The sequence below is a fragment of the Inquilinus sp. CA228 genome (genome assembly GCF_052078665.1).
Lineage (GTDB): Bacteria > Pseudomonadota > Alphaproteobacteria > DSM-16000 > Inquilinaceae > Inquilinus.
In genome coordinates this window covers 25457-49303 of sequence record NZ_JBQJIK010000008.1, presented here as the reverse complement: position 1 = coordinate 49303, position 23847 = coordinate 25457, and the positions used below count along the sequence as shown (strand labels likewise).

Annotated in this window: 21 protein-coding genes and 1 pseudogene; 10 read left to right on the top strand and 12 right to left on the bottom strand. The window is 66.9% G+C overall.

What is annotated here, in order from left to right; translation table 11 throughout:
* Positions 1-20: 20 nt before the first annotated feature.
* Together ACTOWL_RS05440 and ACTOWL_RS05435 are read left to right on the top strand one after the other, a co-directional pair.
* Complete coding sequence (locus ACTOWL_RS05440; protein WP_441320179.1) at positions 21-1073, top strand: glycoside hydrolase family 3 N-terminal domain-containing protein; 1053 nt, start codon at positions 21-23, stop codon at positions 1071-1073.
* Between the two features lie 55 nt (positions 1074-1128).
* On the top strand, positions 1129-2646 hold the full coding sequence (locus tag ACTOWL_RS05435; RefSeq protein WP_441320178.1) for a GMC family oxidoreductase: 1518 nt from the start codon (positions 1129-1131) through the stop codon (positions 2644-2646).
* 191 nt (positions 2647-2837) lie between these two features.
* Here ACTOWL_RS05435 and ACTOWL_RS05430 read toward each other — a convergent pair whose 3' ends face one another.
* The 6 genes from ACTOWL_RS05430 to ACTOWL_RS05405 form a co-directional block, all read right to left on the bottom strand.
* A complete protein-coding gene (locus tag ACTOWL_RS05430) occupies positions 2838-4004 on the bottom strand; it encodes an MFS transporter (protein WP_441320177.1) in 1167 nt (388 codons plus the stop codon).
* 44 nt (positions 4005-4048) lie between these two features.
* A complete protein-coding gene (locus ACTOWL_RS05425) occupies positions 4049-4810 on the bottom strand; it encodes a sugar phosphate isomerase/epimerase family protein (RefSeq protein WP_441320176.1) in 762 nt (253 codons plus the stop codon).
* Positions 4811-5092: 282 nt separating this feature from the next.
* Positions 5093-6181, bottom strand: a complete 1089-nt coding sequence (locus ACTOWL_RS05420; protein ID WP_441320175.1) for a Gfo/Idh/MocA family protein — start codon at positions 6179-6181, stop codon at positions 5093-5095.
* Between the two features lie 4 nt (positions 6182-6185).
* A complete protein-coding gene (locus tag ACTOWL_RS05415) occupies positions 6186-7016 on the bottom strand; it encodes a carbohydrate ABC transporter permease (RefSeq protein ID WP_441320174.1) in 831 nt (276 codons plus the stop codon).
* Entirely contained in the window at positions 7006-7929 is a 924-nt protein-coding gene (locus ACTOWL_RS05410) for a carbohydrate ABC transporter permease (protein ID WP_441320173.1), read from the bottom strand. The genes ACTOWL_RS05415 and ACTOWL_RS05410 overlap by 11 nt, the downstream gene beginning before the upstream one ends.
* Positions 7926-9215 (bottom strand): ABC transporter substrate-binding protein, encoded by a 1290-nt coding sequence (locus ACTOWL_RS05405; protein WP_441320172.1) that lies wholly within the window; start codon positions 9213-9215, stop codon positions 7926-7928. The genes ACTOWL_RS05410 and ACTOWL_RS05405 overlap by 4 nt, the downstream gene beginning before the upstream one ends.
* Positions 9216-9442: 227 nt before the next feature.
* Between ACTOWL_RS05405 and ACTOWL_RS05400 the strand changes: the two genes are divergently transcribed.
* A complete protein-coding gene (locus ACTOWL_RS05400) occupies positions 9443-10465 on the top strand; it encodes a LacI family DNA-binding transcriptional regulator (RefSeq protein WP_441320171.1) in 1023 nt (340 codons plus the stop codon).
* A 645-nt stretch (positions 10466-11110) separates the two neighbouring features.
* Here ACTOWL_RS05400 and ACTOWL_RS05395 read toward each other — a convergent pair.
* Genes ACTOWL_RS05395 through ACTOWL_RS05375 form a run of 5 tightly spaced genes read right to left on the bottom strand, consistent with a single transcriptional unit; the run spans position 11111 to position 15971 of the window.
* Positions 11111-12493: a dipeptidase gene (locus ACTOWL_RS05395; protein ID WP_441320170.1), complete on the bottom strand. Its 1383-nt coding sequence runs from the start codon at positions 12491-12493 to the stop codon at positions 11111-11113.
* The gene (locus tag ACTOWL_RS05390) at positions 12490-13248 is read right to left on the bottom strand and encodes an SDR family NAD(P)-dependent oxidoreductase (protein WP_441320169.1); all 759 of its coding nucleotides are present in this window, start codon (positions 13246-13248) and stop codon (positions 12490-12492) included. Before ACTOWL_RS05390 ends, ACTOWL_RS05395 begins: the two co-directional genes overlap by 4 nt.
* Positions 13249-13261: 13 nt before the next feature.
* Entirely contained in the window at positions 13262-14287 is a 1026-nt protein-coding gene (locus ACTOWL_RS05385) for a ketopantoate reductase family protein (protein WP_441320168.1), read from the bottom strand.
* Positions 14284-14985: a creatininase family protein gene (locus ACTOWL_RS05380; RefSeq protein WP_441320167.1), complete on the bottom strand. Its 702-nt coding sequence runs from the start codon at positions 14983-14985 to the stop codon at positions 14284-14286. Before ACTOWL_RS05380 ends, ACTOWL_RS05385 begins: the two co-directional genes overlap by 4 nt.
* Positions 14982-15971, bottom strand: coding sequence for a GntR family transcriptional regulator (locus ACTOWL_RS05375; RefSeq protein ID WP_441320166.1), 990 nt, complete (start codon positions 15969-15971; stop codon positions 14982-14984). The genes ACTOWL_RS05380 and ACTOWL_RS05375 overlap by 4 nt, the downstream gene beginning before the upstream one ends.
* 208 nt (positions 15972-16179) lie before the next feature.
* Between ACTOWL_RS05375 and ACTOWL_RS05370 the strand changes: the two genes are divergently transcribed.
* The 7 genes and pseudogenes from ACTOWL_RS05370 to ACTOWL_RS05340 all read left to right on the top strand — a co-directional run bounded on the left by ACTOWL_RS05370 (position 16180) and on the right by ACTOWL_RS05340 (position 22904).
* Positions 16180-17760: an ABC transporter substrate-binding protein gene (locus ACTOWL_RS05370; RefSeq protein WP_441320165.1), complete on the top strand. Its 1581-nt coding sequence runs from the start codon at positions 16180-16182 to the stop codon at positions 17758-17760.
* A gap of 40 nt (positions 17761-17800) precedes the next feature.
* Entirely contained in the window at positions 17801-18736 is a 936-nt protein-coding gene (locus ACTOWL_RS05365) for an ABC transporter permease (RefSeq protein WP_441320164.1), read from the top strand.
* The gene (locus ACTOWL_RS05360; RefSeq protein ID WP_441320163.1) at positions 18733-19572 is read left to right on the top strand and encodes an ABC transporter permease; all 840 of its coding nucleotides are present in this window, start codon (positions 18733-18735) and stop codon (positions 19570-19572) included. The genes ACTOWL_RS05365 and ACTOWL_RS05360 overlap by 4 nt, the downstream gene beginning before the upstream one ends.
* The gene (locus tag ACTOWL_RS05355; RefSeq protein WP_441320162.1) at positions 19569-20573 is read left to right on the top strand and encodes an ABC transporter ATP-binding protein; all 1005 of its coding nucleotides are present in this window, start codon (positions 19569-19571) and stop codon (positions 20571-20573) included. The genes ACTOWL_RS05360 and ACTOWL_RS05355 overlap by 4 nt, the downstream gene beginning before the upstream one ends.
* Positions 20570-21478, top strand: a pseudogene (locus ACTOWL_RS05350) (ABC transporter ATP-binding protein); the annotation flags it as partial. The gene ACTOWL_RS05355 and the pseudogene ACTOWL_RS05350, both read left to right, overlap by 4 nt.
* 112 nt (positions 21479-21590) lie before the next feature.
* On the top strand, positions 21591-22505 hold the full coding sequence (locus ACTOWL_RS05345; RefSeq protein WP_441320161.1) for a hypothetical protein: 915 nt from the start codon (positions 21591-21593) through the stop codon (positions 22503-22505).
* Between the two features lie 216 nt (positions 22506-22721).
* Positions 22722-22904 (top strand): hypothetical protein, encoded by a 183-nt coding sequence (locus ACTOWL_RS05340; protein WP_441320160.1) that lies wholly within the window; start codon positions 22722-22724, stop codon positions 22902-22904.
* A 476-nt stretch (positions 22905-23380) separates the two neighbouring features.
* Here the strand turns inward: ACTOWL_RS05340 and ACTOWL_RS05335 are convergent, their stop codons facing one another.
* Positions 23381-23836 carry a GFA family protein gene (locus ACTOWL_RS05335; protein WP_441320159.1) on the bottom strand — a complete coding sequence of 152 codons (456 nt, stop codon included), beginning with the start codon at positions 23834-23836 and terminating at the stop codon, positions 23381-23383.
* Between the last annotated feature and the right edge of the window lie 11 nt (positions 23837-23847).

The following is a 23847-nucleotide window of genomic DNA, read 5'->3' as shown; positions in this document are numbered from 1 at the left end:
ACCCTCCGGAGGACCATCCCATGACGGCGGCGATCCCAAGCAATGCCCGGACGTCTCAGCCGGGTGCGAAGACCATCCTGCGGGATGCCCATGCCGTGCTGCTGCCCGCCTTCGATACGGCGGATTTCACCGACGAGTCGCGCGCGTTCTTCGGCCATGGCGGGGTCGCGTCGCTCCTGGGGTCGACACGACAGGAATACGTCGCCCGGCGGATGAGCGCCGAACGTCGTGCCTATGAAAACCCGGAGCTTCTGCAGGGATATGCCGACAAGGCGAAGGCAGCGGCGGGCAAGGTGCTCATCGCCGTCGACTACGAGATCGGCGGGGTCCATCGCCTGCACGACATGGCGCCGCAACTGGCCCATCCCGACGCGGCCCTTGAACTGACGGCAATCGAGATGGAGGTCTTCGGCCGCATCGCCGCGCATTCGGCCAGGACGGTCGGCGTGAACCTCTTCCTCGCGCCGGTCGTCGACATCCTCGCGGGGCGGAATCCCTGGCTCGCGAACCGCACCTTGCGGGCCGCCCCCAGGACGGTCGCGCGGATCACCGGCGCCTTCATCAGGGGCGTGCAATCCGCAGGCGTCGCGGCCACCGCGAAGCATTTCCCCGGGCACCACCACGTGCCCGACGACCCCTTCGACAGCGCCGAGGCCGTGGTGGCGGGTGGGCCTGACCTGCTCGCGCCAGGCCTGGTCCCGTTCCGCGCCGCCATCGACGCCGGCGTGAAGGCGGTCATGACTGGACCGATTCCGGTCGAGGCGGTCGATCCGCTGGAGCCTTCATCGACCTCGCCCGCCGTCGTAGGCATGCTGCGCTGGACGCTGGGCTTCGACGGCTTGATCGTCAGCGACGATCTGGACTTGCCGGGCACCTTGCGGGGGCGAGAGGTGGCGGATGCCGCCGTCGCCTCGTTGCGGGCCGGCGTCGAGCTTCTCCTACTCGCCAGCGGTCCCCAGGTCGAGCGGGTGGCATCGCGGATCGTCGACGCGGTGGACGGTGGCGAGCTGCCGCTTGCGACCTTGCAGTCGGCCGCGGCCAAGGTCCGCGCGCTGGCCGACAGCCTGGCCTGAACATCGAGCGGCGCCCGGGGCGCCTCCCCTGTCTCCTTCGAAGGTGTGGCTCGTCATGCTCAGAAAGCCCGACGTGATCGTGATCGGCAGCGGCGCCGGAGGCGCGACGCTGACAAAGCGGCTTTCGGAACTGGGAGCCGAGGTGCTCGTCATCGAGCGCGGCCGCCCAATTCCACGAGAGCCGGACAACTGGGATGTCGACAAGGTCTTCGGCCAGAGGAAGTACAGTCCGTTCGAAACCTGGCTTGATCGGCGCGGCGAGGAATTCCGGCCATCGACCTGGTACAACTTCGGCGGATCGACCAAGTTCTTCGGCACCGTGATGACACGCCTGCGCTCTCGCGACTTCGAGGCGGTCGAGCATGCAGAAGGCGTGTCGCCGGCCTGGCCCATTCGGTACGCCGACATCGAGCCCTATTATTGCGAGGCCGAGCAGCTCTTCGGGGTCCACGGGGATTCTTCGGCCGATCCAACGGAACCGTTCCGGTCGGCGCCCCTGCCATTCGGCGCCGTCGGCTCCGAACCGTTCATTGCCCGGGTCGCCGAGAAGCTCGAGCGCAAGGGGCTCCATCCGTTTCCGCTGCCGGTGGCCGTCGATCTGCACCCCGGCGGCAAATGCGTCCGTTGCGGCACATGCGATGGGTTCCCATGCGCCGTCGGCGGGAAGAACGACGCGGAGACACGCTGCCTGGAGCCTGCGGTGAAGACCGGCCGGGTGACGATCTGGGCAGGGACGCTGGCGCGGCGCCTCATTCTTGCGCCGGATGGCAAGAGCGTCGCAGCGGTCGAGGTCGAACGCGAGGGCGAGGTGCAGACGATCTCCGCAAGGGTCGTGGTGCTGTCGAGCGGGGCGGTCAACTCGGCCCTGCTTCTGCTGCGGTCGGCCACCGACACGGCTCCGGACGGTGCAGCGAACAGCTCGGGCCTGGTCGGGCGCCACTACATGACGCACAACCTCACCACCATGATGGCGGTTTCGCCCGAGGTGAATCCGACCAGGTTCCAGAAGACCCTCGCCTTCAACGACTTCTACGACGGCGACGATTCCTTCCGCTATCCGATGGGCAACGTCCAGACGCTCGGGAAGCTGCAACCGGGAATGCTGGTCGCCGGGGCAAAGTATCTGCCCCGGTTCATGGGGCGCGCGCTCACCCGCCGCAGCCTGGACCTGCTGGTGACCTCGGAGGACCTGCCTCATCGCGACAATCGCGTCAGCCTGGATGGCGGGCGCGTCCGCATTTCCGTCAAGCCGAACAACCTCACAGGACACAGGCGACTCAACCGGAAGCTGATCGCCCTCCTTCGGAGCATCGGGTTCCCGCTTGTCCTGTCCAAGACGCTGCCGGTCAATTTCACCGCGGCCCAGTGCGGGACGGTGAGGATGGGACAATCGCCGGCCGAAGCGCCGCTCGACCCCTATTGCCGATCCTTCGACCAGTCCAACCTCTTTGTGGTCGACGCCTCGTTCTTTCCCGCATCCGGGGCGGTGAACCCGGCCCTGACGATCGCCGCCCAGGCCCTTCGCGTCGCGGACCATATCGCCAGGACGGAATTCGGGCTGTCGGGCGGATAGCGGCCCGGCGCCCAAGCCCGGTTCCTGCCGGCGCCGCTCCGGCAGGCACACTGCGCTGCGAGCCGGTCCGCCCGGTTCACATCCTCACCACTGGTCGTTGCGAGGGTGCGGGGGGCGCCCGGAGCCTTCCGGCCACCAGATTTGGCAACGGCGTTTTCCGTCCCACGACCAAACACCAGACAAGCCTGCCCTCATGACCGGGGATTCACGATCTTCGAGCTGCCGGCGATCAGGAGCAGGCCAAAGGAAAGAACGACGAACGAGACCCCGAGATCGGTCGCGTGCGCGAGGAAGCCGATCGCCGCAGGCCCGGCCAGAGCGCCCAGATAACTGACCGCCGCGACAGCCGTCAGGGCAAGATGGGGCGGCATCACGCGGGTCCGCCCGGTGACGGAATACAGCACCGGCACAATGTTTGACGCCCCTGCTCCCAGCAGGCCGAAGCCGAGCAAATTCAGGGACACGGAAGGCGCAAGCACCACAATCCAGAGCCCCACTGCGCCGACGATACCCCCAATGAGGAGGACCCGGGCTTCACCCAGGGCCTGGCGAAGGCGGTCGCCCGTGAGCCGCCCGATGGTCATGAGCACGGCAAACACCGTGTATCCCAAGCCCGCCAGGGCAACATCGGCCCCACGTTGGGAGGTCAGGAACACCGCACTCCAATCAAGCACGGAATGCTCTGCGAGAAATGTCAGAAAGCACATGATGCCGATATAGATGATCATCCCCTTCGGCCTCACAAACAATGGCGCCCGGCTTTCCGAAGCCCTCAAGGGGAGCAGCCCTGGCACGATGAAGGCGAGGCAGAGAAGGAAGGCTCCGCTGACGATGCAACTCGCGGCTACAGCGGAAATTCCGCAGGACAACAGAAAGCTCATCATCCCGGCCCCGACAATGCCGCCCACGCTCCACATGCCGTGGAACCCGGACATCAGGGGTCTTTTGCTCTCGCGTTCCACGACCACGGCCTGGAGGTTCATGGCGACGTCGACGGTCCCCAAGGCGCCGCCGAACACCACGAGGGCAACGGCCATGCCGGGCAATGTGTCAATCACGGCAAGTGTCGGAAAGACCAGCAGGACGACCGCTGCCGCGACTGTGATCACGCGGCGGAGCCCGATCCGCGAGGTCAGGGCTGCCGTGATCGGCATCGCGGCCAGCGCTCCGAGACCGAGACACAGGAGCATGAGCCCCAATGACCCGTCATTCAGCCCCAGCCGCTCCTTGACCAAGGGAATCAGCGGCGCCCATGCGGCCGTGGGCAGTGCGGCAATCAGGAAGATTCCGCGGGTAGCGAGTCGTTCGCGCGCCCCGGGGAACTCGTGCGGGACGGACGACGCGAAAATCTTCAGCATCTCGCAGCTCTCCGGCGACGGCTGGTGGAACGTTCGTCGGCCAGCTATCCGCGCAACTCGTCGCGAACCGCCGCGGCCCCCTTCTCCGCGAAGTCACGCCAATCGGTGGGGCGGTCATGCTCGAGGATCGCAAGTCCGGCATTCGTGCGTCGGATGGCCGGCCAGATCGAGGACCAGTCGAGAATCCCGTCGCCTGGGTAAGCCCAGCCATCCTCTTCGAGCTTCTGCCCCGCCGGCGCCACGTCCTTGAGATGGACCACCGCGATCCTGTCCGAGTATCGCTCGAGGCAGGTCACCGGATCATGCCCGGCGCGAACCACCCACGCCAGATCAAGCTCGAGCTTGACCGAGCTGTTGTCGAGAAGATGTTCGATCGGGAGCGTATCGTCAGGCAGGGGCAGCAGCTCAAAATCATGATTGTGCCAGGCAAACGCAAGGCCAGAGGAAGCGAAGACTTCGTCGAGGCGCGCCAGGCGCTCGCCGAATGCCTTCCACCCGGCGGCATCCTTCGGTCGGTCCGGGCCGTCCAGCCAGGGTGCCACGACGATCTCCGTCCCCAGGCTGTGCGCCAGATCGATGGCACGGGGCGGATCCGCCTCGATCATCGGAAGATCGAAGTGACCGCTCCGCACCGTCAGACCGTATTCCTGAAGCAGGGCCCTGAACCGGTCCGCCTCGGCATACAACCCGCCGAACGACTCCACATTCGTGTAGCCGAGTTCCGCCAGATATCGCAGCTGGTCGGCCAGGGGCGGAAAGGCTCTGGCGGAATACAGCTGGAACGACAGTTCGTATCTCTTGCTCATGGAAGTTCCCTTCTGGCGCGAACTGGGGACGTCGGTCGTAGACCGGGGTTTACTGTCGATGGGTCGAGACATTCGAACCACGGACACCCCTGGTTGCGAATTCGGCGACGACGGAGAGAAGCCTTGCCATCCAATTGCTGGAGGAGGATCCGGCGCTGCGCTCCAGACTTGAAGGCGATCCGCACCTCATCGCCGACTGGTCGACGACGGCTCGGCAGACGATGGACATCATCCCATAGGTGATGATCAATTCCGGCGGTGAATTCCTGGACATTTGCCCGATCATCCTTCGGCTGTCTTCATCGCGGAAATCACATCGCGGAAGATCACCAGGTCGTTGCGAGCATCTGCGAGAGAGCATTTCGGCCGCTCGTCCCTGCAGATGTGCGTGTGAAGCCGACGCCACTCGATCGCGACCGTATCGGTTCGAGCACTGAAGCCTTCCGATCGCGTGACACCGAACTCGGAATTCGACCCGGTGACGCGAAGGGTTGCCGGCAGATGGCGAATATAGGGGGTGTCGTACTCGACGCGGATGACCGCGTCCTCGGTGAAGACTTCCAGATGGGCGTCGAACCTGGCGATGGAATCGACGCCGGTTTCAAACTGGCATATGAAGTCGCCATAGTCGAAGGCGGCGGAAAGAAACGATGCCCGGCGCCGGCAGGTCGCGTAAAGCACTCGGCGGGGCATGCCCAACAGCTCGCGCATGGCCGATATATCATGGCTGGACAGCCCGAGAAGGAATCCGTAGGCGGCGGCCAGCGGGCCTTCGGCGATGCCGATCGCTTCGAAAGTCTTTTCGGCAAGCAGCGCATTTGCTCGATGGACGAGCGCGCTGGGAACATCAGTTCCCTTGATGGCGGGTGTCGTTGAGCGGATGAACGCCTGGTTCGCACCGATGACGTCATGCACCCTGGCCAGGTTGATGCGCCCCGCAAGGCGCTGCACCCGCCTGACGGCGTCCTCGAACGCCGGAGCGTGGCGACGCTGATAGCCAACCTGCGCCACGACGCCGTGCTTCGCCTCGGCCTCCACAAGCGCGTCCGCCTCGGCAACCGTCAGGCACATCGGCTTCTCGACCAGGATATGCTTCCCGGCCTGCATGGCCATCAGGACCATCTGAGCGTGGAACACATGCGGGCTCGCAATGAGCACCACGTCCACTGCCGGATCCCTCAGAAGGTCATCCGGCGTCGTATACGAGACGGCCCCGGGGGTCCTGCCCGCCACACCGTCGAGGACCATCGGGCTGGGGTCCGAGAGTGCGGAAACCTTGAAGAGATCCGGCAGCTCCCGCAGGGTCGGCAGGTGAAGAAGCTGGGCAGCTTCACCACAGCCGACCACTCCGACATTCAGAATTCTCGCCATGGTTCTATCCCTTCACCGCGCCGGCGACGGCGCCATGGGTGATGAACCTCTGGACGAACAGGAAAAGGACCAGTGTCGGCGCCATGGTCAGCGTCTCCGCCGCCGTCAGGCTTCCCCAATCCGTCGAGAACTGTTGCATGAACATCTGGATGCCGACGGGAAGCGTCATTACGTCGCGCGTTCTCAGGAACACGTTGGCGACGAAGAACTCGTTGTAGGCCATCAGGAACGCGAAGATCGCCGACGCTGCAACGCCGGGACCAGCCAGGGGAAGCACCACCCTCCAGAACGCCCGGAAATGACCGCAGCCATCCATGAGCGCGGCCTCCTCCAGCTCTCTGGGAATCGTGTCGAAATACGATCGCGCCATCCATGTAACGAAAGGCAGGCTCAGAACCGAATACACGATGATTACGGGAACTGGCGTATCAATAAGCCCTGCCTCGCGAAAAAGTATGAACAGCGGGATCAGAGCGAGCACAATCGGGAATATCTGGACCGCGAACAAAGCGGTGGAGTAGCCGGACAGCAGGCGATTCCTGAATCTGGACAGGGCGTACCCGCCCAGAACCGCCGCGGGCAGACACAACGCCGCAGATCCGAGGGCGATGACCAGGGAGTTCCGGAGATACGTGAAAAACGGCGTGGACTCGATCAGGAACAGGTAGTTGGCGAAATCGATGTGGTCCGGCAACAGACGCGAGCTGGACTGCGCCTGGCTGGCGGGCTTCAGCGAGTTCAGAACCACCAGCACGACGGGGATGTTGACGATGGCGGCGAGCGCAAATCCGATGCCGGTATGGCGCCAGCCCTGCCGGGAGGTACTATTTCGCATCCGACGATCTCCGGGTCGCTCGAAGCACCAGGGCGAAGAGGGCCATCAAGGCGAACAAGGTCACGAACGAAATGGTCGCGCCCATCCCCACGTTGTTCCTGGCGAAGGTATAGCGGTAGGCCATCACGACGAGGTTCTGGGTGGCGTCCGCCGGCCCACCCCTGGCCAGCAGCCAGGGCGTGTCGAAGTCGTTGACCGTCCAGATCGCCATCAGCAGGCAAAGAACGACCGAGACGCTCCGGATCCCCGGGAACGTCACGTAGCGAAATGCATGCCAGCTCGAGGCGCCGTCGATCTTCGCCGCTTCGTACAGCGTCCGATCGACTGACTGCAGAGCGGCCAGGAGCGAGAGCATCATGAACGGGAAACTGGCCCAGATCTTGACCACGATGACGACGACGATCGTCCAGGAGCCGTTGGACAGGAACAGGATCGGATCCGCGCCAAATGCAGTGACGATCCTGTTGATCAGGGCATCCTGATCCGCAACCATCCACCGCCAGCTGACAACAGCAACCAGCGAGGGAATGGTCCACGGCAGCAAAAGGAGAACTCGAACTATGCCTCTTCCCGGGAAGTCTTTGTTCAATAAGAGAGCGAAACCAAGGCCGATCGTATAGCAGCCGAAGATATTGCAGATCGCAAACAAGAAGCTGAAGGATACAGCATGCCAAAATGCCGGATCCATGAACAGCTTGTAATAGTTTCCGAGCCCGACGAACCGGCCGGTGGCCAGAAGCGATCCATCATAGAGCGTGTACACAAATCCTCTCGCCATCGGATAGGCGATGACCAGGATCAGCAAGACGAGCGACGGCAGGAGCATCAGGAGGGCCGTGGCGTTCTCCCTCGAGACGGCGGTCCTGAAGCGCCGCCGAAGCGATATCGGTCCGGGCAGCGAGAGGTCCGTCATTTGCCCATGATCTCCAGGAGGTGAGCCTGGGCATCGGCGGCGGGTTCTCCCGGCTCTTCGCCCTGCCAGATCCTCTGAATCAGGGTGCGAAGGAAGCCATCGCCATCGACCTCATTCATCTGCGGGAATATTTCACTCGCATTGGCGTACATCGGCTTGCCGATCGGCACATATTTGTCGATCGTATACTTTATGGTGGGATTGCTCTGGAAGAACTCGCTCTGCAGGAGCGATTTACGCACCGGCAGGACGCCAGCATGGCCGGCGGTCCAAAGCGGCAACTGTTTTTGAGACCACCACTTCAGAAACTGCAGTGTCTCCTTGGGATGCTTGGATTGCTTGTACACCATGATGTTGTTTGTGAAATTGGCTGTGCCATAGTCGCCGTGTGGCGCCTTCAACGGCGGAAGTACGCCGATTTTGTCCTTGGGCGCGCCGTTGAAGTCCGGCACGCTTGGATTGTCCAAAATGAACGCCGCGTCCCCTCTCATGAATGCGCCGAACGCATCATCACTCGAGTAGCCGGCAGACGAAGGATTGACCGAGCCGTCTTGGACCAGCGCATGCAGAAACTGCAACGCCTCCATCGTTCGGTCACCGGTGATGGCGGGCTTCCGATCCTGGTCGAACAATCCCCCGCCGTTGTTGAGGGCAACCGTGAGTATCCAATGGACTCCACTGGTGTCGCCGGATGAAGCGATGCCGTACTTGCCGTCTTTGGTCAGTGTTCTGGCCGCTTGCCGGAACTCTTCCCATGTGGTCGGCGGTGACACCCCGGCGGCGTCCAGAAGGTCCTTCCGATAGAGGAAGGTTCGAATGTCGTTCGCCCAGGGCAGCGCGATGTAGTGTCCGTCGAATTTGACGGTCTCGAGCGCGGCTGCCGGATAGTCCCGGATCGAACCATCCGCCTCCATCTCGGTGAACAATTCGTCCAGGGGATAGATCGCTCCCATGGAATGGAACTGAACCGCCTGGAATCCACCGCCGGTTGAGATATCGGGAGCGCTGTCGGCGGCGATGGCCATCACGTAGGTCTCGTACCAACTGTCCCAAGCCACGGACCGGTACCTGACCCTGATGTCCGATTGCGTCGAGTTGAATTCAGAGACCAGCTGTTCCGCGGCACCGAGATACTCTTGTGGACCCCAGGACATGTCCCAGAAATCGATCTCGACCGGCCCCGCCGCCACCGCCCGGGGGATGCCTGCCGCACCGACGGACCCGGCAAGGACCGCCTGAATCAGCGTGCGGCGCGACAGGCCGGACCGGTCCGCATTGACCTTCATCAGACGCTCCCTCCCTGCGGTTTCCTGCTCTGATCCCGGACGGTGGCGGCGACAGGATCTCGTTGTATGGTGACGTCACCACATGACGGCCAAAAGAGCGGCGAACCGTGCCTGGTCCGCCGCATGGTGACGTCACCACATTTGCATAAGCGGGTGCGCCGGGCAAGAGGTTTACGCACCGTCGGAAGCTGGATAGATAGGGAATGATGATGAGACCTAAAGCCACGATGGCCGACGTTGCGCGTGAAGCGGGTGTTTCGCCCTCGACGGCATCGAGGGTGCTTCACTCCAGCGGATACGCATCGGCGGAAAATCGGCAGCGGGTCCTGCTCGCCGCGGAGAAGGTCGGATATCGGCCCAATATGCAGGCGCGCGGGCTCCGCACCCAGCGAAGTTACACACTCGGGATTTCGCTCGATTCCGCGACGAGCAATCCGTATTTCACAAATGTGGCCCACGCTGTTCGGACGCAGGCGGCGGCGGCTGGATTTTCATTGCTGACCGTTGACCACGAGTTTGATTCCGCTGTCGAGAGAGACGGTTTGCGGCACTTTCTCGACCACAGCGTTGAGGCTGTCATCGTTTGCCACCCGTTCGATGCCGGAAACTTTGCCTTCGTGAAGGACGCCGGGGTTCCGATCATACAAATAGAGCGCGATGTCATCGTCGGCGCCCATTGCGTCGCGATTGACCCCGAGCCCGGTTTCGAGCGCGCCCTTGAACATCTCCTGCAATTGAATCACCGACGAATCGGATATGTTGGCGGGCATCGCAGCACCCAGGCTTCGCCGCAGCGCGGGAAGAGCGTCGAAGACAGGCGGGTTCATGCATTCCGGACATTCGGTGGAGCGATGGGGCTGGATCCGGCCCAGTGTCCGGTCTTCGTTATTCCGTACGATTCCGATATCAGCGGCGGCACTCTGAGTGGCTATCAGTTTGCGCAGCAGCTGCTGCGCGAGAGGGATTGCCCCACCGCGCTTGTCGTGGGGTCGGATGTATTGGCTGCCGGAATTCTGCAGGCGGCGCACGACTTCGGCATCAGCGTGCCGCAGGATCTTTCAATCATCGGTTACGACGACAGCATCGCCAAGCTCCTGTCACCGCCATTGACCACGATTGCCCATCCTTATCGCGAGATCGCGAGCGGAGTACTGAATATCCTGGAGATGACCGCCGCCGGACCATCCCGACCTTTAAGGCGCGTGGTCAGGAGTGAATTCAAGCTGGGGAGATCCACACAGGCGATCTAGAGCAGTTTCGTTGAACGCGGAGTCGGAAAGGGGATTCCAGTGAGGGTCGCGGTCTGATTCAGTTTTCCCGGGTTGATGAGGATGACGCGGAGCCCGAGTGCAGACCTTCGGGGCCGGGTGATCGAGGCGATAGCGGAGGGACTGTCGACACGGGAGGCCGCCTACTCCGACCGTCTGACCTCCTCCAGGATAGGCCGCAATCCAGCATCCGGGCTCAGCACATCGTTCGATATGCTTTCACGAAGAGGAGCCATTTCTCTTCTTTGCCCCCTCCTACCTGATCGGCCACGTCACCACGGCTGTTCGACCCGTAGTTTCTGGCAGAAGATCAAAGGATGGCTCGGATCGGGTATCGAGAGTGACGAGCTGCCGCCGCTCGTTCGAAAGTCCGGAATTCAGCAGTCAGCACCTCTCTCCAACGATCTGGCGATAGAGGCCGCCTCCAATTGATGAGCGAGTTCGGGGTCCGTTTGGGCGCACCATCGGAAGCGAAAGCGTAGATAATCCCAGTGGGCGGAACAGCGGTAGCTCTCCCCAGCTACCAAGATTGGAACCGCGGAACGCCGCAGGTTTCCCGACTGACCAGATGTCGAGGGCGGAGAGACGGACAGCCGTTTCTCCGCCCTTTCCGTTTCGGCCGCCCACTCAGCCCGGGCTGTGCCCGGCCAGGCGCGGCAGCAGGCGGGCCCAGCCGACCAGGCCGTCGCGGAACCGCTCCAGCCGGAAGAACTCGTTCGGCGAGTGGTAGTCCTCGTCGGCGGTCGAGAAACTGAAGAACACCGTCTCGATCCCCAGCACGCGGCGGAACACGGCGCCGATCGGGATGGTCGCGCCCATCGCCACCCGCAGCGGCGGCTGGCCGAACAGCTCGCCCAGCACCGCCTCGGTCAGCGCCAGCACCGGCTGGTCGGCCGGCAGGGCGAAGGCCGGCGAGCCGGGGCCGTGGCGGCGGATCTCCAGGCGATAGCCGGCCGGGGCGTACTGGCGCAGATGCGCATCGATGGCGGCGAACACCCGCTCCGGGTCCTGGCCGGCGACCAGGCGGCAGGAGATCTTGGCCCCCGCCTTGGCCGGGATCACCGTCTTGGTGCCGGGCCCGCCATAGCCGCCGGTGATGCCGTTCAGCTCCAGCGTCGGCTTCAGCCACTGCCGGACCAGCAGCTCCTCGGCCGAGGGCATCGGCTGCGGCGCCGCCGCGCCGATCGCGGCGAAATAGCCCTGCGGGTCGAAGCCGGAGGCCTGGATGGCCTCGATCAGCTTGGGATCGGGCGGGGTGATGCCGTCGTGGAAGCCTTCGACCGCGACCTCGCCGGCCTCGTCATGCAGCGTCGCCAGCAGCCGGGCCAGGGCGGGCAGCGGGTTGGGCGCGCTGCCGCCGTGCCGGCCGGAATGCAGGTCCTTGCCGGCGCCGTGCAGCTCCAGCTCCAGCGCCAGCATGCCGCGGCTGGCGACGGTGACGGTCGGCAAATCGGGCCGCCACATTGCCCCGTCGGCCGACAGCACCACATCGGCCGCCAGCCGCTTCGCCTCGGCCGCCACCAGCGCCTCGAGATGGGCGCTGCCGCATTCCTCCTCGCCCTCGAACAGGAACTTCAGGTTCACCGGCAGGCCGCCGTCACGCTCCAGGAAGGCCTCGGCCACCAGGATCGGGATCAGCGACGGCCCCTTGTCGTCCGAGGCGCCGCGGGCGTAGAGGCGGCCGTCGCGGATCTCGGGCGCGAAGGGCGGCGAGGTCCACAGCTCCACCGGATCGGGCGGCTGCACGTCGTAATGGCCGTAGACCAGCACGGTCGGCGCGCCCGGGGCGTGGCACCATTCCGCCACGACCGCGGGATGGCCCTCGGTCGGCAGGATCTCGACCCGCTCCAGCCCCGCGCGTTGCATGCGGTCGGCGACGAAGCGGGCCGCCCGCTCAATCTCCGGCTTGTAGGTGGGATCGGTGCTGACGCTCGGGATCGAGCAGTACTGCTTCAGCTCATCGACATGACGCTCGAACCGGTCCAGCAGCAGGGTTTCGATCGCGCTCATTTGCCTCCGTCCACGCTCAGCACCTGGCCGCTGATCCAGCCGGCCGAATCGGAGGCGAAGAACAGCACGGCATTGGCGATGTCGTCGACCGTTCCGAGGCGCCGCAGCGCGATCACGCCCATCAGCCGGGCCTGCCCGGCCTCGCCCATCGCCTGCCATTGCCGCTCCGACGTCGGGTTGGAGCGGACGAAGCCGGGCGCGACATTGTTCACGGTGATGCCCCAGGCCCCCAGCTCATGCGCCAGCTGCCGGGTCAGGCCGATCTGCCCGGCCTTGGCGCTGGCATAGGCCTGGATTCCGGTCAGGCTGATGCCGAGCCCGGCGCCGCTGGAGATGTTGACGATGCGGCCGCCGCCCTTGCGTTTCATGCCAGGCGCCACCGCCTGGGCGCACCAGAACGCGCCGGACAGGTTGACGTCGAAGATCGCCTGCCAGGCGTCGGGCCCGATCTCCTCGATCGGCCGGCCGACCTGGCCGAGCACGCCGCCGGCATTGTTGACCAGCACGTCCACTGAGCCAGTGGACGCCTCGGCCTCCGCCACCAGCGCCTGGACCGCGCCGCGGTCGGTGACGTCGACGGCGCGCACCGCCCCCTCCGGCCCGATCAGCCGCCCGGTCTCGGCCAACTCCTCCGCCAGCACGTCGCAGGCCCAGACCCGCGCGCCACGCCCGGCGAAGGCGGCGGCGATGGCCCGGCCGAAGCCATGGGCGGCACCGGTCACGATCACGGTCCGGCCGGTGAAATCCTGGGTCATCTTCGTCTCCCGCTCAGGCGGAAACTGTCTCGAGTTCGTCCAGCAGGGCCAGCGCCATCTCGCGCCGCCCGGCCTCGATGTCGTGCACCAGCGCGATCAGCCGCGCCGTGATCGGGGTCGGCACGCCGTGCTGCGCCCCGATCTCGACGATCGGGCCGAGCTGGGCGTCGACCTCGGTCGGACGGCGGCGCACCGCCAGGTCGCGCCAGATGCCGGAATGGCTTTTCGCGGAGCGGCGGTTGTGCGCCACCATGTCGGCGAAGGACCGCTCGGTCGCCTCCGCCGGCGCGCCGGGGCGGAAGGCCGTGGGGTCGAAGCCGTCGAAGGCCTCGGGCCGGATCCCCTCCGCCGCGGCGACGGCGCCGACCTCCAGCCCCAGCCGGGTCAGCACCGGCCGGTACCGCGGCGCCGCCAGCACGTCGGCGATGGAGTCCGGGGTCACGGCCGTGGCGAACAGCAGCGCGCCATAGATCAGCTTGCCCCAGAGATAGCCCCAGATGTTGTCGGTCAGCACGGCCTGTGGCTCGAACCGGCGCAGCAGGCCGTGCAGCTGCTCGATCCGCGCCGTGCGCTGGCCGTCCAGCTCGCCGATCACGACCGCGCCGCGGCCGCCGTGGAGGATCACGCCGGGCTCGATGTAGTCGGCGCCGAAATTGACGAAGCAGCCGAGGGTGCGGGCCTTGTCGATCCGGGCGGCGATCACCCGCTCGTTCAGCCCGTTCTGCAGCGAGGCGACATAGCCGCAGCGGGCCAGATGCGGGGCCACGGCCTCGATCGCCGCCTCGGTGTGGTGCGCCTTGACGCAGAGGAAGATGCGGTCGAATTCGCCCACGACCGCGTCCGGCGTGACCGCGCGCGCCGGCACCGTGTATTCGGCGATCGGGCCGGTGATGCTCAGGCCGCGGTCGTTGATCGCCGCGACATGCTCCGCAACCTGGTCGACGAACAGCACGTCCACCCCGGAGCGCAGCAGGGCGGCGCCGACCGTGCCGCCGATGGCGCCGGCGCCCCAGATCAGGATCGGCGGGGATCCGCTCATGCCCAGGGCCCCTCGATCAGGGCCCGGGTCTCCGCCACCGCCACGTCCCAGATCGCCTGCGTCTCCTCGTCCGGGCGCTGGTAGTAGCCGCCGAAATTGCCGTCGCCGAGATAGCGCCGCACGGCCTCGGGATCCATCACCCGCATCCGGGCGAAATCGATCATCGGCTTGCGCTGGGTCGGCAGCTCGACCCCGGCCAGCCGGGTCCAGGGGAAGTTCTCCATCCAGGAGGCGTGCGAAGCCTGGCTGTCGATCGCCTGCACCTTGGCCCAGGTCTCCGGCGCGTTCCACCAGTTGTGGAACTTCACCGCGGTGCCCGGATGGCCGGTCATCCATTCGGTCGCCACCGACTGGGCCGGCTGGTTGCCGCCATGGCCGTTGACGATCAGGATGCGGCGGAAGCCGGCGCGGTGCAGGCTGTCCAGGATGTCCTGCACCAGCCGGGCATAGGTCTCGACCCGCAGGCTGACCGTGCCGGGATAGGCCAGGAAATAGGGGGTGATGCCGTAGGCCACGACCGGGAACACCGGCACGCCCAGCGGCTCCGCCGCCTCGGCCCCGACCCGCTCGCTGAGGATGCTGTCGACCGACAGGCTCAGCCCCGCATGCTGCTCGGTGCTGCCCAGCGGCAGCACGGCGCGGTCGTCGCGCTGCAGATACGCCTCGACCTGGCTCCAGTTCATCTCGCTGATCTTCACGACAAAGCCTCCTGCGGTTCCACGGCGCCCTCGTCGTGCGGCGAGAGCAGCGGGACGATCTGCTGGTCGACATCGACCGGGTCCGGGCTGTGCCGGTACTCGATCGCCCGGACCCCGGGACGCAGCCGGGGCAGCACGCTCTCGGCGCCGGTCGACAGCACCATGACGTCGGACTGGTCGATCACGGTGTCGAGCGCCGGGGTGCCCAGCGCGGCGCCGGCGACCTGACGGACATGCGGGGCGAAGCGCTGCACCCCGGATTTCATGATCGGCAGGAAATCGGCGAAGCGCGAGGCGATGCCGAGGCGGGCCAGCGGGTCCAGCCCGGCCAGGGCGCGGCGCGTCTCCTCCGACGGGATGAAGCGGATCGCCATCACCCGGCTGTCCGGCAGCAGGGCGGCCGCCTCGCGCTGGCGGTTGGGGAAGGTCACCACCAGCTCGGCCTCCGCCGCCCGGCGGCGCGCCGATTCGTCGCCGCGCAGCTCGTCCATGGTCAGCGGCTGCACCGTCGTGCCGGCCGGCAGCCGGGCCTGGATCGCCGCGGCATAGGCGCGGGTGGCGTCGCGGAACAGGCCGAGCATGACGACGCTGCGCGCCGGCCGCCGCGGCCGGCGTTGCGACAGGCGAGCCTGGACCATGCCGGTCAGGTCGGCCGGGGTCAGCCCGATCGCCACGGCATCGTCGATCAGATGGTCGAGCCGGCGCTGGATCTCGGCGATCTCGGTGCGGGGCCGTCGGCGCGGTTCGCCGCTTTCGGCGACGAAGCTGCCGCGGCCGCGGCGGGTCTCGATCAGCCCGGCCTCGCGCAGGCCGCGATAGACCAGGGCCACCGTCATCGGCGCCACCGCCAGCGACTCCGCCAGCTCGCGCACCGAGGGCAGCCGCTCGCCCGGGCTCAGCTCGCCGCAGGCGATGCCGTATTCGATCAGGCCCTTGACCTGGAGCCCGAGGGGTACCGGCAGCTCGCGGTCGATCTGCAGCTTCATGGGACAGGATTCTCCTGTATCAGTCCACTAGCACACTCGTTCGAGGGGCCGCAACGTGGTTTCCAAATTGCATCCAAGATGTTGCATTTGTTTCTGTATCAGGTGCTTCCAACGTTGATTGACTCTCTCGCCACCCTGGCGGTAGCGTACTAATACGCCAGAACACATGGCGACCCGGGAGGGGCTTCAAACAACAGTGGAGGTCGCGATGAAAATGCTGCTGAAGGCAGCCGTGGCGGCGGTTTTGCTGGCCGGGACGAGCGCGGGGGCGCTGGCGGTCGAGCGCGGCGGCGAGATGCGGTACGGGCGCTACGCCGACAGCCTGTTCCTGGACCCGGTGCTGAACGACGCCAATGTCGACATCTGGATCCTGACCAATCTGTACGACACGCTGCTGCAGCCATCGGCCGACGGGATGTCGGTGGAGCCTGGTCTGGCCACGGCCTGGAAGATCTCCGACGACGGCCTTTCGGTCACCCTGACCCTGCGCGAGGGCACCAAGTTCTCGGACGGCAAGCCGATCACGGCCGAGGACGTGAAATGGTCGCTGGACCGGGCGCGCAACCCGAAGAACGGCATCTGGAACAGCCTGATCGCCTCGATCGGCGACGTGACGGTGCAGGACCCGACGACCGTGGTGCTGAAATTGCAGCACCCGGACCCGACGATCATCGCCGCGCTGTCGACCTTCAACACCGCGATCATGCCGAAGGCCGCCTTCGAGGCCACGCCGGGCGCCACCGACGACGAGAAGGCGCATGCCTTCGCCGAGCATCCGGTCGGCTCCGGCCCGTTCATGTTCGAGAAGTGGGAGCGCGGGTCGTCGATGCGGCTGGTGCGCAACCCCCACTACTGGAAGCCGGGTGAGGACGGCAAGCCCCTGCCCTATCTCGACGCGGTCGATTTCGAGATCATCCCGGACGACGCCACCCGCATCCTGAAGCTGCAGTCGGGCGAGCTGGACGGTGCCGAGTTCATTCCCTATGCGCGGGTCGCCGAGCTGAAGGGCGATGCCGACCTGCAGATGCAGCTGTATCCGTCGACCCGGGTGCAGTTCATCACCATGAACGTCCGGCCCAAGCTGACCGACGGCAGCGACAACCCGCTGGCCAACGAGAAGGTGCGCCAGGCGCTGAACTACGCGGTCGACAAGGACGCGATCATCCAGATCGTCACCCATGGCGTCGGCACGCCGCAGACCTCGTTCATGTCGTCGACCACGCTGTACCATTCCGGCGATGCGCCGCTGTATCCGTACGACGCCGCCAAGGCGAAGCAGCTGCTGCAGGAGGCGGGCTACGGCGACGGCTTCAGCACCAAGGTGATGGCGATAGCGGGCAACCAGGACGAGCTCGGCATCGGCGCCGCGGTGCAGCAGATGTGGGCCGCGGTCGGGGTGAAGCTGGAGATCGAGCAGCTCGACAACGCCACCCGGACCGACCGCTACCGCAAGGGCGATTTCTCGATGCGGATGTCGGCCTGGACCAACGATATCAACGACCCCAGCCAGATCGCCTCCTACTTCGCCTATTCGCCGGTGATCGATGCCCTGCATTCGGGCTGGAAGAACACCGAGGTCGACACGCTGTTCGAGACTTCGCAGAAGGAGAGCGACGCCAAGAAGCGGGCCGAGGAATACGCGCGGATCCAGAAGATCTACGCGGAGTCCGGCCCGATCCTGTACCTGTACGAGACGCCCTATCCGGTGGCGCTGCGCAAGAATGTGCAGGGCTTCGTCCAGATCCCGCTCGGCAACAACATCTTCGCCGGGGCCTATCTGACGAAGTGATGCGGGACGTCGCCCGACCGCCGGGACAGGAGGCGCGCCGGTGAATCTGAACCACGTGGCCAAGCGGCTGATCCAGCTGGTCCCGACGCTGTTCTTCGTCCTGGTGGTGATCTTCGTGCTGGTCCGGCTGCTGCCGGGCGACCCGACCAGCGCCATGCTGGGCGACCGCGCCACCGATGCCGACGTGGCGCGGCTGAACGCCCAGCTCGGCCTCGACCGGTCGATCCCGGCGCAGTTCCTGCTGTTCCTGCAGCGGATCGTGCAGGGCGATCTCGGCACCTCGATCCACCTCAAGGTGCCGGTGATGCGCCTGATCCTGGAGCGGATGCCGGTCACCCTGGCGCTGACCGGCTTCGCAGCATTGCTGGCCCTGCTGCTGGCGGTGCCGCTGGCCTTCGTCGCGGCGATGCGGCGCGGGCGGGCGGCCGACACCGCCATCCGCGGCGCCTTCCAGATCGGGCTGTCGATGCCGATCTTCTATCTCGGCCTGGTGCTGCTGACCGTGTTCGCCGCCGGGCTGCGCTGGTTCCCGGTCGGCGGCTATGGCGACACCTGGGCCGACCGGGCCTGGCACCTGTTCCTGCCCGCCCTGACCCTGGCGCTGAGCCTGTCCGCCGTGCTGATGCGCAACCTGCGCGCCTCGATCATCGAGGTGCTGGGCGCGGAGTATGTCGACTTCGCCCGGTCCAAGGGCCTGGCGCCGCGGCTGGTGCTGGGCCGGCACGTGCTGCGCAACGCCCTGATCTCGACCGTCACCCTGTTCGGCCTGTCGGTCGGCACGCTGATCGGCGGCGCCGTGATCACCGAGACGGTGTTCGCCATCCCCGGCGCCGGCCGGCTGATGATCGACAGCATCTACGGCCGCGACTACCCCGTGGTGCAGGGGCTGACCCTGGCGATGGCGGTGCTGGTGTCGCTGGTCTTCCTGGCGACCGACCTGGTGCAGGCCGCTCTCGACCCGCGGGTGAAGGCATGACCGCGGTCGGCCTGGCCCCCGCCCGCGCCCGGCGGCGGCTGTCGCCGGCGCTGCTGGCCGGGATCATCATCTTCGGCCTCAGCTTGGCTCTGGCGATCGCGCCCGGGCTGATCGCACCCTACGACCCCACCACCTTCGACTACCGCGCCCTGCTGCAGCCGCCAAGCCTGGCCCACCCCTTCGGCACCGACAATTTCGGCCGCGACATCCTGAGCCGGGTGATCTGGGCCTACAGCATCGACATGCAGATCGCGCTGTTCGCCACCCTGTTCCCGGTGGTGTTCGGCACCGCCGCCGGGGCGCTGGTCGGCTATTACGGCGGGATCTGGGAGCCGATCTTCGGCCGCGTCGTCGACGTGGTCATCACCTTCCCCTTCCTGGTGCTGGTGATCGCCATCGTCGCCGTGCTCGGGCCTGGGCTGGTCAACATGTACATCGCGGTCAGCGCCGTCGGCTGGGTGTTCTACGCCCGGCTGGTCGCCACCGAGATCAAGGTGCAGAACCGGCTGGACTACGCCGACGCCGGGCGGGTGATGGGCTATGGCGACGTCCGCATCATCCTGCGCCACCTGCTGCCCAACGCCGCCTCGCCGGTGCTGGTGTACTGGATGACCGACATGGCGCTGGCGATCCTGCTGGGCGCCAGCCTGGGCTATCTCGGCCTCGGCGCCCAGCCGCCGGCCGCGGAATGGGGCCTGCTGATCGCCGACGGCAAGAACTTCATGTCCCAGGCCTGGTGGATCACGATTTTCCCCGGCATCGCCATCGTCGTCACCGGCTTCGGCTTCAGCCTGCTGGGCGACGGCGTCGCCGACCTGCTGCGGCCCGATTCATGAGCGAGACGGTGCTGTCGATCCGCGGCCTGACCGCGACCTTCCCGGCCAGTGGGGGCCCAGCCGGCGGGGGCGAGGCCGCCGCGGTCGCCGGCGTCGACCTCGACCTGCGCGCCGGCGAGGTGCTGGGGCTGGTCGGCGAATCCGGCTCGGGCAAGAGCGTCACCCTGCGTGCCGTGCTGGGCCTGGTGCGGCCGCCCGGCCGGGTCGGCGGCCGGGTGCTGTGGCAGGGCCGCGACCTGATGGCGCTGCCGGAGGCGGCGCTGCGCCGGGTGCGCGGCGGCGAGATCGCCATGATCTTCCAGGAACCGATGACGGCGCTGAACCCGGTGCTGCCGATCGGGCTGCAGATCGATGAGAGCCTGCGGACCCACACGAGCCTCGGCCGCCGGGCGCGGCGGGACCGGGCGCGCGAGCTCTTGGACCTGGTCGGCATCCCGGCCGCCGCCCGTCGGCTCGACGACTATCCGCACCAGTTCTCCGGCGGCATGCGGCAGCGGGCGATGATCGCCATTGCCTTGGCCTCGGAGCCGAAGCTGCTGCTGGCGGATGAGCCGACCACGGCGCTGGACGTCACCATCCAGGACCAGATCCTGACGCTGCTGCTGCAGCTGCGCGACCGGCTGGGGATGAGCGTGATCCTGGTGACCCACGACCTCGGCGTGGTGGCGCAGAGCTGCGACCGCATGGCGGTGATGTATGCCGGCCGGGTGGTGGAGACCGGGCCGGTCGCCGCCGTGTTCGAGCGGCCGCGCCACGCCTACACGCTCGGCCTGCTCGGCTCGGTGCCGCGCGGCGGCGGGCCGCGGCTGCCGCTGCGCTCGATCGAGGGCGCGCCGCCACCCTTGACCGAGCGGCCGCCGGGCTGCGCCTTCGCCCCGCGCTGCGCCTTCGCCACGCCGCGCTGCCGGGCCGAGCGGCCGGTGCTGCAGCCCGTGGGGCTGGACGCCGCGGTCGCCTGCTTCGAGAGCGATCGCGTCGCCGCGGCGAAGGACGCCGCATGACCGCGCCGATCCTGGAGATCGCCGGGCTGACCAAGCGCTTCCGGCTGGAGCGCACAGTGGCCGACGCGCTGCGCCGGCGCCCCCATCCCGCCGTGCACGCCCTGAACGGCATCGACCTGTCGGTCCGGCGGGGCGAGACGCTGGGCATCGTCGGCGAATCCGGCAGCGGCAAGTCGACCCTGGCCCGCTGCATCGTCCGGCTGATCGAGCCGGACGAAGGCACCCTGCGCTATGACGGGGTCGACATCCGCGCCCTGGAGGGGGGCGAGCGCCGCGCCTTCAATCGCCGGGTGCAGATGGTGTTCCAGGACCCGCGCGGGTCGCTGAACCCGCGCATGACGGTGCGCCAGACCCTGGCCGAGGCGCTGTCGGTGCATCGCATGCGCCCGAAGGCGGAGATCCCGGCCCGCATCGCCGAGCTGCTGGACCTGGTGCGGCTGCCGCGCGAGGCGGCGGACCGCTACCCGCATGAATTCTCCGGCGGCCAGCGCCAGCGCATCGGCATCGCCCGGGCGCTGTCGGTGGAGCCGGAATGCCTGATCGCCGACGAGCTGGTCTCCGCCCTCGACGTCTCGGTCCAGGCCCAGGTGGTGAACCTGCTCTTGGAGCTGCAGCAGCGCCTGGGCCTGACCGTGCTGTTCGTGGCGCACGACCTGCGCCTGGTCCGACACCTGTCGCACCGGGTGGCGGTGATGTATCTCGGCGGCATCGTCGAGACCGGCGAGACCGAGGCGCTGTTCGCGGCGCCCCGGCACCCCTACACCCAGGCGCTGCTGGCCGCGGCGCCCGACCTGGATCCCGCCCGGCGCCATCGCGTGCCGGCGGCGCGGGGCGAGCTGCCCAGCCCGGTCGACCTGCCGTCCGGCTGCCCGTTCCACCCGCGCTGCCCGCACGCCTTCGACCGCTGCCGGATCGAGGCGCCGCTGCCGCGCCCGACCGAGACCGGCAGCGCCGCCTGCCACCTGCTGGACCAGGCGCCCATCGCCGCGCCGCGACTTCCTGGACCGCGACTATCCGGTGGACCGGCAGAAGGCCTTCGCCCGGACGCTGACCGAGCGGGTCGGCTTCGACTACGGCCATGGCCGGCTGGACGAGACGGTGCACCCGTTCGAGATCTCCTTCACCCGCGACGACGTCCGCATCACCGCGCGCTACCGGCCGGGCTACCTGCCGGCCGGCCTGTTCGCGGCGCTGCACGAGGCCGGCCACGGCATGTACGAGCAGGGCATCGACCCGGAGATCGGCCGGTCGGCGCTGACCACCGACATCGTCAACCTCTACGCCGTCGGCGGCGCCAGCTTCGGGATGCACGAATCGCAGTCGCGGCTGCTGGAGAACCGGGTCGGCCGGTCGCGCCGCTTCTGGGAGCTGAATTTCGGCCTGCTGCGCGACGCCTTCCCGGAGCAGCTGGCCGATGTCTCGGCCGCGGAGTTCTGGCGCGCGGTCAACCTGGTCCGGCCCGGGCTGATCCGGGTCGAGGCGGACGAGCTGACCTACGACCTGCACATCATGCTGCGGGTCGAGCTGGAGGCCGCGGTGATCGCCGGCGACCTGGCCGTCGCCGACCTGCCCGCCGCCTGGGCCGAGCGGATGAAGGCCGATCTGGGCCTGGAGGTGCCGGACGACGCCGGCGGCGTGCTGCAGGACGTGCACTGGTCGACCGGCTATGTCGGCTCCTTCCCGACATACACGCTGGGCAACGTCATGGCGTCGCAGCTGTTCGCGGCGGCGGAGCGGGACCTGGCGGTGGCGGCTGGGCTGGAGGCCGGCGATTACGCGCCGCTGCGGCTGTGGCTGACCCACGCGGTGCACCGCCACGGCCGGTCACGCACGCCGGAGGAGATCCTGCAGGCGGCGACCGGAGACGGCCTCGATCCCGGCCCGTACCTCGCCTATCTGGAGGGCAAGTATCCGATCGCCGGCGCGGGCTGACGCCCGTCAGGGATGTCCTGAAGAGAGCCCGGCCCGAAGCATGGTGGGGGAAGCCCCGGGCCGGGCCGGGCGCCGAAATCGACGAGGCACCTGGAGATCAGCTTGAACCGAAGCGAGCCGCCTATCCAGGGTTGCCGGCCCCCCTATTTGAGCGCCGCCGACGGAACCGCGGTCCGTCCGCTGCCGTTCCGTTGCCGAGGCAGCGAGGAGGACAGCATGACGACGCCCCGCAAGCCCATCGACGAGCGGCCGCCGCGGGACAAGAAGGCGGCCAGCCGGAAGGTCGACGAGGCCTCGGATCAGAGCATGGATGCCAGCGACCCGCCGTCCTTCAACCCGGGCACCGCCGGTGCCGGCGAGGATCGCCGCTCGGCCCCGGCGAAGCCCAAGCGGCGCTGACCCTTGCCGATCCGTAAGTGGACAGGCGCGGCCGACCGTGGCGGGATCATGACCGCGCCGCCCGTCAGCAGCCGGCGCCGTGCCCGGCCCGGCCTCCCCCCAAGGACATGGCCCGGGCCGGGCGCTCCCGTTCTCCTCCGCTCAGAGCCCGTCCGAGAATAAGTGAGCCGATTGATGATCGGATTCCCACCCAACTGTCATGCCCGGGCTTGACCCACGGCTGTCCGGTTGAGGGCTTCCAGGGTGTGGAAGAGGAGCGGAGCTAAACTTTTATTATCATTGCCGGGCTTGACCCGGACATGACAGTTAAAAATAGAGCCATAGCTTCTCAATGCTTTCCGTTGGTTGCCGTTCGTTCTCAACCGGACAGCCGCGGGCTTGACCCGGGCATCGAGAGAATGTCGACATCTTCTGGATTGCCGGGTCAAGCCCGGCAATGACAATAAAAAAGGAATAACATCCTCTTCTCTGGAGCATTAATTCTCGGGCGAAGCCTTAGCCGCATCTGTGAGCTGCGACCGTGCGCTCTTCGCAAACCGTTCCAGTTCGTCATCAATATGGAGCCAAATAAGACGTTGCGCTTCGTGGGCGTGAAGTTGCGGAGCGAGATCGTTGGCCTGGTCGAGAATTCCTATAGCAATGTAAACCTGTCCAGGCAGATAGTCGTATCGCCCTGTGAGCGGAGACCCGCAGACCGCACAGAACGTGCGCGTTACCCCAGGACTGGCGGCCACCTTGCGCCCTTCGTCCGGCGTGAAAATCACCGCCCCCTCATCGAACGCCGCAAACACCGCAACGGGCGCGCCCGTCACCCGCCGACAATCAATGCAATGGCAATAGGCGACGGCGTGGGGGGCTTGCGTCGCGTGAATCGTAGTCGCACCGCAATAGCATCGCCCTGTAATCGTAGTCGGAATGTCAGCGTCCGCCACTGCCATCTTCT